This is a genomic window from Streptomyces sp. NPDC040405 (assembly GCF_055595765.1).
Genome location: NZ_JBVIVI010000004.1, coordinates 511,749 through 521,546 on the forward strand (window position 1 = coordinate 511,749; position 9,798 = coordinate 521,546).

Annotated in this window: 5 protein-coding genes; 1 reads left to right on the forward strand and 4 read right to left on the reverse strand. The window is 70.1% G+C overall.

Annotated elements, in window-relative coordinates; all coding sequences use genetic code 11:
• Positions 1–4: 4 nt before the first annotated feature.
• From ACZ59A_RS19995 to ACZ59A_RS20010, 4 genes are all read right to left on the reverse strand, one after another.
• Complete coding sequence (locus tag ACZ59A_RS19995; RefSeq protein ID WP_470960411.1) at positions 5–979, reverse strand: HpcH/HpaI aldolase/citrate lyase family protein; 975 nt, start codon at positions 977–979, stop codon at positions 5–7.
• On the reverse strand, positions 976–2,994 hold the full coding sequence (locus ACZ59A_RS20000) for a protein meaA (RefSeq protein ID WP_470960413.1): 2,019 nt from the start codon (positions 2,992–2,994) through the stop codon (positions 976–978). Before ACZ59A_RS20000 ends, ACZ59A_RS19995 begins: the two co-directional genes overlap by 4 nt.
• Positions 2,994–4,331 (reverse strand): crotonyl-CoA carboxylase/reductase, encoded by a 1,338-nt coding sequence (ccrA, locus tag ACZ59A_RS20005; RefSeq protein WP_470960415.1) that lies wholly within the window; start codon positions 4,329–4,331, stop codon positions 2,994–2,996. Before ccrA ends, ACZ59A_RS20000 begins: the two co-directional genes overlap by 1 nt.
• Positions 4,332–4,749: 418 nt before the next feature.
• On the reverse strand, positions 4,750–7,626 hold the full coding sequence (locus ACZ59A_RS20010; RefSeq protein ID WP_470960417.1) for a glycosyl hydrolase family 95 catalytic domain-containing protein: 2,877 nt from the start codon (positions 7,624–7,626) through the stop codon (positions 4,750–4,752).
• A gap of 169 nt (positions 7,627–7,795) precedes the next feature.
• Here ACZ59A_RS20010 and ACZ59A_RS20015 point away from each other — a divergent pair, with 169 nt between their 5' ends.
• A complete protein-coding gene (locus ACZ59A_RS20015; RefSeq protein ID WP_470960419.1) occupies positions 7,796–9,667 on the forward strand; it encodes a glycoside hydrolase family 97 protein in 1,872 nt (623 codons plus the stop codon).
• Positions 9,668–9,798: the final 131 nt, after the last annotated feature.

Consider the following 9,798-nt stretch of genomic DNA (forward strand, 5'->3'; position numbering starts at 1 on the left):
GTGCTCATGCCTCCGGGGGCTCGAAGGTGGACGTACGGACCATCCCGGCCGCACGGCCCTTGCCCGCGATGACCAGCGCCATCTTGCGGCTGGCCTCGTCGATCATCTCGTCGCCCAGCATCGCCGAGCCCTTCATGCCGCCCGCCTCGGACGTGCAGTACTCGTACGCGTCGAGGATCAGCTCGGCGTGGTCGTAGTCCTCCTGCGACGGCGAGAAGACCTCGTTCGCCGCCTCCACCTGGCCCGGGTGCAGCACCCACTTGCCGTCGAAGCCGAGCGCCGCCGCACGGCCGGCGACCTCGCGGTAGCCGTCCACGTTTCGGATCTGGAGGTAGGGGCCGTCGATGGCCTGGAGGTCATGGGTGCGGGCGGCCATCAGGATCCGCATCAGGATGTAGTGGTAGGCGTCCGCCCCGTAGCCGGGCGGCTGCTCGCCCACGACCAGCGACTTCATGTTGATGGACGCCATGAAGTCGGCCGGCCCGAAGATGATGGTCTCCAGCCGGGGCGAGGCCCCGGCGATGTCGTCCACGTTGACCAGGCCCTTGGCGTTCTCGATCTGCGCCTCGATGCCGATCCGCCCGACCTCGAAGCCCATCGTCTTCTCGATCTGGGTGAGCAGCAGGTCGAGGGTCTGTACCTGCTGGGCGTCCTGCACCTTGGGCAGCATGATGCAGTCGAGGTTCGGGCCCGCGCCCTCGACGACCGTGATGACGTCCCGGTACGTCCAGTGGGTGGTCCAGTCGTTGACCCGCACCGTCCGGGTCTTCCCCGTCCAGTCGCCCTCGTTCAGCGCCTTGACGATGGTGTGCCGGGCGTCCTCCTTGGCCAGCGGCGCGCACGCGTCCTCCAGGTCCAGGAACACCTGGTCGGCCGGGAGGCCCTGGGCCTTCTCCAGGAAGCGCGGATTGGAGCCGGGCACGGCCAGGCAGGAGCGGCGCGGCCGCAGCACTCGGTCTGCGGGGGCGGGCGTGGTCATGCGGGAACCTCCAGTGCGGGAAGCGTGTTCGCGTAACGGATCTCGTCGACGATACGGCCGATGATCTCCGTGATACCGAAGTCCTTGGGGGTGAAGACGGCCGCGACACCCGCCGCGCGCAGTGCGGCGGCGTCCGCGGCCGGGATGATGCCGCCGACGATGACGGGAATGTCCTGCGCACCGGCCTGCCGCAGCCGCTCCAGGACGTCGGGCACCAGCTCGGCGTGCGAGCCGGAGAGGATCGACAGGCCGACGCAGTGCACGTCCTCGTCGACGGCCGCCGCGACGATCTGCTCCGGGGTGAGCCGGATCCCCTGGTAGATCACCTCGAACCCGGCGTCCCGGGCCCGTACGGCGATCTGCTCGGCGCCGTTGCTGTGCCCGTCCAGACCGGGCTTGCCGACCAGCAGCCGCAGCCGCCCGCCGCCCAGCTCGGCCGCGGTCTTCTCGACCTTCTCGCGCACGGTGGCGAGCGCGCTGCCCGCCTCCGCGGTGACGGCCAGCGGCGCGCCGCCGACCCCGGTGGGGGCCCGGAACTCGCCGAAGACGTCGCGCAGCGCCCAGGCCCACTCGCCGGTCGTGACCCCGGCGCGGGCGCACTCCACGGTCGCGGCCATGAGGTTGTCGGTGCCCGCGGCGGCCTTGCGGAGCGCCGAGAGGGCGGTCTCGGCGCGGTGGGCGTCGCGCTGCTCGCGCCAGGTGTGCAGGGCGGAGACCACCCGGGCCTCGTTCGCCGGGTCCACCGTCATGATCGCGGTGTCCAGGTCGGCGGTGAGCGGATTGGGCTCGGTGGACTCGTAGGAGTTGACGCCGACGATCTTCTCCTCGCCCGCCTCGATCCGGGCCCGCCGCGCGGCGTGCGAGGAGACCAGCTGCGCCTTGAGATAGCCGGACTCGACGGCGGCCATCGCCCCGCCCATCTCCTGGATGCGCTCGATCTCGGCCTCGGCCTCCCCGGTCAGCTCGCTGACCTTGGCCTCGACGACGTGCGAGCCCGCGAAGATGTCGTCGTACTCCAGCAGATCGCTCTCCTGCGCCAGCACCTGCTGGATGCGCAGCGACCACTGCTGGTCCCAGGGCCGGGGCAGCCCCAGCGCCTCGTTCCAGGCCGGAAGCTGGACGGCGCGGGCGCGGGCGTCCTTGGAGAGGGTGACGGCGAGCATCTCCAGCACGATGCGCTGGACGTTGTTCTCCGGCTGGGCCTCGGTCAGCCCGAGCGAGTTGACCTGGACGCCGTAGCGGAAGCGGCGGTGCTTGGGGTTCTCGATGCCGTACCGCTCCCGGGTGATCCGGTCCCAGATGCGGCCGAAGGCGCGCATCTTGCACATCTCCTCGATGAACCGGACGCCCGCGTTCACGAAGAAGGAGATCCGGGCCACCACATCGCCCTTGCGCTCCTCCGGCACCTGCCCGGAGTCGAACACCGCGTCCAGCACGGCGATGGCCGTCGACATGGCGTACGCGATCTCCTGCACCGGAGTTGCCCCGGCCTCCTGCAGGTGGTAGCTGCAGATGTTGATCGGGTTCCACTTGGGGATGTGGTGGACCGTGTACGCGATCATGTCGGTGGTCAGCCGGAGGCTCGGCCCCGGCGGGAAGACATGCGTCCCGCGCGACAGGTACTCCTTGACGATGTCGTTCTGCGTCGTGCCCTGGAGCTTGGCCGTATCGGCTCCGTGCTCCTCCGCGACCACCTGGTACAGCGCCAGCAGCCACATCGCGGTGGCGTTGATGGTCATGGAGGTGTTCATCTGCTCCAGCGGGATGTCCTGGAACAGCCTCCGCATGTCGCCCAGGTGGGAGACCGGGACCCCGACCCGGCCCACCTCGCCGCGGGCGAGGATGTGGTCGGGGTCGTAGCCGGTCTGGGTGGGCAGGTCGAAGGCGACCGACAGACCCGTCTGGCCCTTGGCCAGGTTGCGCCGGTACAGCTCGTTGGACGCCTCGGCGGTGGAGTGCCCGGCGTACGTCCGCATGAGCCAGGGCCGGTCCTTGGGGCGGGGTTCGCCACTCATCAGACGTCCCTGAAGCGGTTGATGGCCTCGATGTGCTGGTCGCGCATCGCCTGGTCGCGCACGCCCATGCCCTCCTCGGGGGCCAGGCACAGGACGCCGACCTTGCCCTGGTGGCGGTTGCGGTGCACGTCGTACGCGGCCTGGCCGGTCTCGTCCAGGTGGTACGTCTTGGACAGCGTCGGGTGGATCTTGCCCTTGGCGATGAGGCGGTTGGCCTCCCACGCCTCCCGGTAGTTGGCGAAGTGCGAGCCGACGATCCGCTTCAGCGACATCCACAGGTAGCGGTTGTCGTACTCGTGGGTGTAGCCGGACGTCGAGGCGCAGGTGACGATCGTGCCGCCCTTGCGGGTGACGTACACCGAGGCGCCGAAGGTCTCCCGGCCCGGGTGCTCGAAGACGATGTCCACGTCCTCGCCGCCGGTCAGTTCGCGGATCTTCTTGCCGAACCGCTTCCACTCGCGCTGATCCTGGTGGTGCTCGTCCTTCCAGAAGCGGTAGTCCTCGGCGGTGCGGTCGATGATCGCCTGGGCGCCCATCTTCCGGCAGATCTCGGCCTTCTGGGGGGAGGAGACGACGCAGATCGGGTTCGCCCCGCCCGCCAGCGCGAACTGGGTGGCGTAGCTGCCGAGTCCGCCGCTCGCGCCCCAGATCAGGACGTTGTCGCCCTGCTTCATCCCGGCGCCGTTGCGGGAGACGAGCTGCCGGTACGCGGTCGAGTTGACCAGGCCCGGCGCGGCCGCCTCCTCCCAGCTGAGGTGCTTCGGCTTGGGCATGAGCTGGTTGGACTTGACGAGGGCGATCTCGGCGAGCCCGCCGAAGTTGGTCTCGAAGCCCCAGATGCGCTGCTCGGGGTCGAGCATGGTGTCGTTGTGGCCGTCGGCGCTCTCCAGCTCGACCGACAGGCAGTGCGCGACGACCTCGGCGCCCGGCTGCCAGGCGTTCACGCCGGGGCCGGTGCGCAGCACGACGCCCGCGAGGTCGGAGCCGATGATGTGGTACGGCAGGTCGTGGCGCTTGGTGAGCGGGGAGAGCTTGCCGTACCGCTCCAGGAAGCCGAAGGTGGACAGCGGCTCGAAGATCGAGGTCCACACGGAGTTGTAGTTGACCGAGCTGGCCATCACGGCGACGAGCGCCTCGCCGGGGCCGAGTTCGGGCACCGGAACCTCGTCCACGTGCAGCGACTTGCGGGGGTCCTTCTCCTTGGTGGTGAGGCCCGCGAACATATCGGCCTCGTCCTTGCGCACGGTCACCGCGCGGTACGACTCGGGGACGCGCAGGGCGGCGAAGTCCTGGGGGGTGCTGTCCGACGCCAGGATCGCGTCAAGTATCTCGTTCATCGGTGCCTCCGGCGAAGCGTCCATGACAGGACGCCTGAGGGAACGCTGGGCTCGTGACGGGGGTGAAAGCTGCTGGCTGGCTGCTGCTGTGCCGTCGGTTCGGCGGAGGTGCTTCGGCCTGGGGCGCGGGTGAGCGCCTTGGGCCCGCCTGGTGACGCAGGCGGTGTCCGGGCGCGCAAGGCGGTTTGCGGGGACAGCCGGCACGCGAGGTGTGCAGCGCGCCGGCCGCCCGGACTCCTTCACCGTATGGCACGGTGTGCCACCCCGCAAGACACTGAGTGCCAACAAATTCTCTCAGATGTCATCTCGGCTGCACGCATGAGCAGCAAACGGCCGCCCCGGGAGGGGCGGCCGTTGCGGGTGGTGTTCGATTGTGTGGTTTTGGTGACTCAGCCTGACCCGGCCTGTCCGGCCCGGCTCAGGTGTTCTTTTCCAGCGAGAGCGCGAAGACGTGGGCCCGGGCGGTGCCCGACGCCGGGGCCGCCAGGGTGACCGCGGACAGCTCCTTGGCCGGGTCCAGGGCCACCGTCTGGTGGAAGATCGCCGCCTTCGTGCCCACCGGGCCGCTCCGGGCGTGGATCTGGCTGGTCCGTACCGCCTCCGTCTCCCCGTACGACGGCCCCGACAGCCACGCCGTCAGCTGGATGCTCAGCTTCGCGGTCGAGCCGTCCGCGTACGAGGCCACCGCCGGGATCGTCACGTTCCCCGTGTCGCCCGCGCCCAGCACATGGAGCCGGGCGTAGCTCCCCGCCGGGACCGCGACCTTCTGCCCCGCGGCGATCACGTTGTTGTGGGACCCCTCGCTGCCGTTGGTGAACGCGAAGGTGATCCCGTCGTCCTCGGTCTGCCCGGTCTGCGGCAGCTGGGCCATCGGGTACGTGCGCCCCGTACCGTCGAAGTCCCCGTCGCCGTAGTACATCTCGGTGGTGATGGCGTCGTTGTCGAAGGCGCCCGTCAGGTCGGCCTGGGTGACCTGGCCCGTCTGCGGCAGCTCCGGCATGCCCCACCGGTCGGCGGGCTCCGACACCTTCACCGGGGCGATCCGGAAGTCCGGGCGCGGCCCCGCGGCCGGGTAGATCGCGGCCTCCTCGTCCCGGCCGAGCTCCAGCTCGATCACGCCGTCCCCCAGGTCGCGCCACTTCGGGGCCGGTCCGCGCACCCCCGCGACCCTGATCCGGCCGGTCAGCGAGTGCCGCACCCGGCACGGCTCCCCGGCCAGGCTCCGCACCCGCACCCATCGCGTCCTGCCGCCCTCACGCACGCCGCTGACCAGGAAGGCGCCCTCGGTGCGGAAGTCGTGCAGCGCCACGTCCCGCCACTCGTCCGGCACCCCGGGGAAGAAGCGGATGGTCCCGCCCCAGCTCTGGCAGAGCATGTCGTGGATCGCCTGCGCGCCCGAGAGCGGGGTCTCGATCACCGGACCCGCCTCGTAGTAGTGGGTGTTGGGCTGGATGAAGCGCGCCACCAGCTCGCGCAGATACTTCAGCGCGTCGTTGCCCCGCCCCATCTGGGTCGAGATCGATGCCGCGCCGGAGAAGCTGTAGCCGCGCAGCGCGCCCTCGAAGCCGATCCAGTGCTCCAGCGAGCGGGTGATCAGGTCGCGGTTCTCCTTCTGGTCCCAGTTGACCAGGTAGAGCGGGTAGACGGAGAGCATGTGCGAGTAGTGGCGGTGCGACTTGGCGAACGGGACGCCGGTGCCGACCATGAAGCCGTTCTCGTCCACCGGGTACGGGACGAGCTTGTCCAGCACCTCGCGCCACTTCGGTGCCAGCGGGTCGTCCTTGCCCAGCAGTTCGGCCGACTCCAGCAGCGTCCGGCAGGACCAGCGCAGCAGCGCCAGGTCGTAGTTGCAGTCCGGGGCCGCGCCGTACTCGGGCGAGAAGGTCTTCGGCAGATGGAGACGGCCGTCCGCCTGCTCGGTGAGGAAGTGCAGGTAGTAGTTGGTGGAGCGGCGCAGCAGCGGATAGAGCACATCCTCCAGCAGGCCCTTGTCCATCGAGTGCCGGTAGTGCAGCCACACGTTGTGCAGCGCCCAGGGGAGGTTGCCGACCTCCGGGGAGTCGCCGACGCCCGGGACCGCAACCGTGCCGTTGTCCTCGCACTGGGCATCAGTGGAGCGCCGTAGTCCGGCCGAGTCGGCCCGGTACTCCGGTTTGAGGGCGCTGATCAGGACATCGGTGTTCTCGGCGAGGGTGCGCGGAATCGCGTCCAGCTCCAGGTGGTTGGAGCCCAGCACCGGCCAGTACTCCAGCTGGACGTTGAGGTTCCACCACACCCCCGGCCAGGGGGTCGGCTCCACCCAGGGGCCGGTGGTGGCCATCACCGGGGCGTGCTCCCGGGCCGCGCACGCGAGCTTGTACAGCTGGATCCAGTAGAAGCTCTGCAGCATCGCGTCGGGGACCGACAGGAAGCTCTTGCGGTAGAAGCGGTGCCACCAGTCGCGGTGCGAGCGCAGCAGGCTGGAGACGGGCAGCGCGGACGCCTTGCGGACCGTCGTGACGGCCCGGCCCTCGGCGTCCGTCCCCGGGTACGAATGCGCCACGCAGAGGTAGTACGACCGCTCCCGGCCCTTGCCGCGCTCCTTGTGCGCGGTCACGGTCTGCCCGCCCGCGACCATGGACTGCACGGTGATGCCGGTCCCGTTCTCGGTACGGCTCACCGGCTTCGGGTTGGGCTCGAACCCCTTCGGCGGGTCCTCGCGGACGATGCGCGGGCTGACGGCGGGGGAGGGGCGGAACTCCCAGCGGAACCCCTCCTCGCCCGCGCTCGCCTCGACGGTGGCCAGCAGCATCGTCCGGTCGTTGTGGACCAGCGCGCGGAGCGTGAGACGGCCCTTGTCGGTGGTGATCGTGCCGCGTAACTCGGCGTCCCACAGGCCGAGTCGAAGATCGACGCCGGTGATCTTCCCGGCCGGGCGCAGCAGCAGATTGCCGACCGGCAGCCGCGCCACGCCCCAGTCGCTGCCGCCCTGGGTGGGGCGGTGGTCCTGGACCTCACCGTGGTGGATGGTGAAGCGCAGGGCGTTCTCGCCGGGCTCCTGGTAAACCATCGAGCCGAGCAGGCCGTTGCCCAGGAACGGGCCCTCGTACCAGGTGCGCGGCATCCGCTTCCAGACCAGGTCCTGCCCGGCCAGGAAGCGCCGCCACTCGGTGTCCGTCCGCATGCCGCTCAGCACCACGGAGCGTGCCTGTTCGGCCGCCTCCGCCTCCGGCGCGGGGAGCGCCACCCCCGCTGTCGACCCCGCCGCCGCACCGGCGGCCACCCGGCCCAGGAAACCGCGTCTGCTGACTGCCATCGTCGACCAGCTCCGTCCGAAACTGAAGTGATTGATCCGATGATTTGGCTAGACGGGAGCGTAGGAAGCGGCTAAAGATGCGTCAAGGCGCCGGATAGATCTGATGTATTGCCTCCGCTGTATTGCTTCAGCTCGCCTCAGCTCGCCTTAGCTCCCGTGGGAGGGAACGATGCGCGTCGCACGATCCAGGGTCACCACAGCCGTGGCGGCCGCCGCCTGCGCGGTGGCGGCCACCCTCGTACCACTCCAAGCCGAAGCCGTGAGCGGCTCATCCGGCACCTCCGGCTCGGACGGCCGCAGTTGGCGGCTGACCGGGAAGGGCCAGGTCAGCGGGCAGCTCAACCTCACCCGCGACGGCGGCCTCACCCTCACCGCCCGGCACGGCTCCACCACTGTCCTGCGCCCCTCCGCGCTCGGCATCCGCACCGCCGACACCGATTTCGGCAAGGGCCTGCGCTTCGCCGGGCGCAGCGACCGCACCCTCCACGAGACCTACACGACCACCACCGGCCGCCGGACCCGGCACACCTCCGATGCCTCCGAGTCGACCTTCAGCTTCCGCAAGGACGGGCGGACGCTGAAGGTGATCGTCCGCGTCTCGGCCGACGGGCTGGCGTACCGCTACGCCCTGCCGGGCAAGGACACGGTCACCGTGCTCGGGGAGGAGTCGGAGTTCGCCGTGCCGCCGACCGCCGACTCCTACCTGCTGCCGTACGACAACGGGCGTTCGGACTACGAATCCGCCCATGACCACGGCAGCGTCGCCGACGCCAAGTCGGGCGACTACGGCTATCCGTCGCTCTTCCACATCGGCAAGAGCTGGATGCTGGTCGAGGAAGCCGACCTCAACAGCTCCTACGGCGGTTCCCGGCTCACCCTCGACGCCGCCACCGACCGCTTCCGCCTCACCCTCCCCGACCCCGCCGAGGTGAGCACCCCCGGCCTCACCACCCCGTGGCGCACCATGGTCATCGGCGACCTCGCCACCGTCACCGAGAGCGACCTGCCGACGGATCTCGCCGCCCCGTCGAAGGTCGCCGACACCTCATGGATCAAGCCCGGCAAGGCGGCCTGGTCGTGGTGGTCGGACGGCAGCAGCCCGACCAGCCTCGCGGCCCAGAAGAAGTTCGTCGACTTCGCCGCCCGGGAGGGCTGGGAGTACGTCCTGGTCGACTCCGGCTGGAGCAACGACTGGATGCCCGAACTCACCAAGTACGCCAAGGAGAAGGGCGTCGGCGTCTGGGCCTGGGTGCGCTGGCAGACCATCGACCAGCAGAGCGAGCGGGACCGGCTGTTCGCGCAGTACACGTCCTGGGGCATCGTCGGGCTCAAGGTCGACTTCCTGGAGTCGGACGGCCAGGACCGGATGCGGTGGTACGACGCCGTGTTCAAGGACAGCGCGAAGCACCGGCTCATGCTGAACTTCCACGGCGCGACGATTCCGCGCGGCCAGGAGCGGACCTGGCCGCAGATGATGAGCGTCGAGGCGGTCAAGGGCGCCGAGGGCACCCGCCCCAAGCCGGGCCGCGAGCCCTTCCCGGCCGCCCACTACACGACGCTTCCCTTCACCCGGAACCTCATCGGCCCCATGGACTTCACCCCGGTGACCTTCACCGGAGTGCGCCCCACCAGCGACGCCGCCGAGCTGGCGCTGTCCGTGGTGTACGAGTCCGGGGTGCAGCACTTCGCCGACAGCGTCGAGTCGTACGAGGCGCACCCGGCCGCGCTGAAGTTCCTGGACCAGGTGCCCACGGTGTGGGACGACACCCGGCTCGTCGACGGCGACCCCGGTGACCGCGCGGTCCTCGCCCGCCGCTCCGGCGACGACTGGTACTTGGGCGCGATCACCTCCGGCGCCGCCCGCACGCTGGACGAACCGCTGAAGTTCCTGGGTGCCGGGACGTGGCGGGCCGAGCTGTACAAGGACGGCCCGGACGGCAAGATCGTCACCGAGACCCGAGAGGTCACGGCCTCTTCCCGGCTGTCGGTGGCCGTCCCGAAGAACGGCGGCTACGCGGTCCGCTTCACCCCGGCGGGTTAGGAGTCTTTGTTCCCCGGGGCTCCGCCCCGGACCCCCCCCCCCCCCCCCCCGAAGAAGTTGAAAAACAAACCCTCCCTCATGTTGGGGGACAAACACAAAAGAGGGGGGGGGTGTGGGGGGGAGCCCGGGGT

Excerpts from the sequence above, each read along its gene's own strand:
- ACZ59A_RS20015 (WP_470960419.1), top strand. The coding sequence starts at position 7,796 with ATGCGCGTCGCACGATCCAGGGTCACCACAGCCGTGGCGGCCGCCGCC.
- ACZ59A_RS20010 (WP_470960417.1), bottom strand. The coding sequence starts at position 7,626 with ATGGCAGTCAGCAGACGCGGTTTCCTGGGCCGGGTGGCCGCCGGTGCG.
- ACZ59A_RS20000 (WP_470960413.1), bottom strand. The coding sequence starts at position 2,994 with ATGAGTGGCGAACCCCGCCCCAAGGACCGGCCCTGGCTCATGCGGACG.
- ccrA (WP_470960415.1), bottom strand. The coding sequence starts at position 4,331 with ATGAACGAGATACTTGACGCGATCCTGGCGTCGGACAGCACCCCCCAG.
- ACZ59A_RS19995 (WP_470960411.1), bottom strand. The coding sequence starts at position 979 with ATGACCACGCCCGCCCCCGCAGACCGAGTGCTGCGGCCGCGCCGCTCC.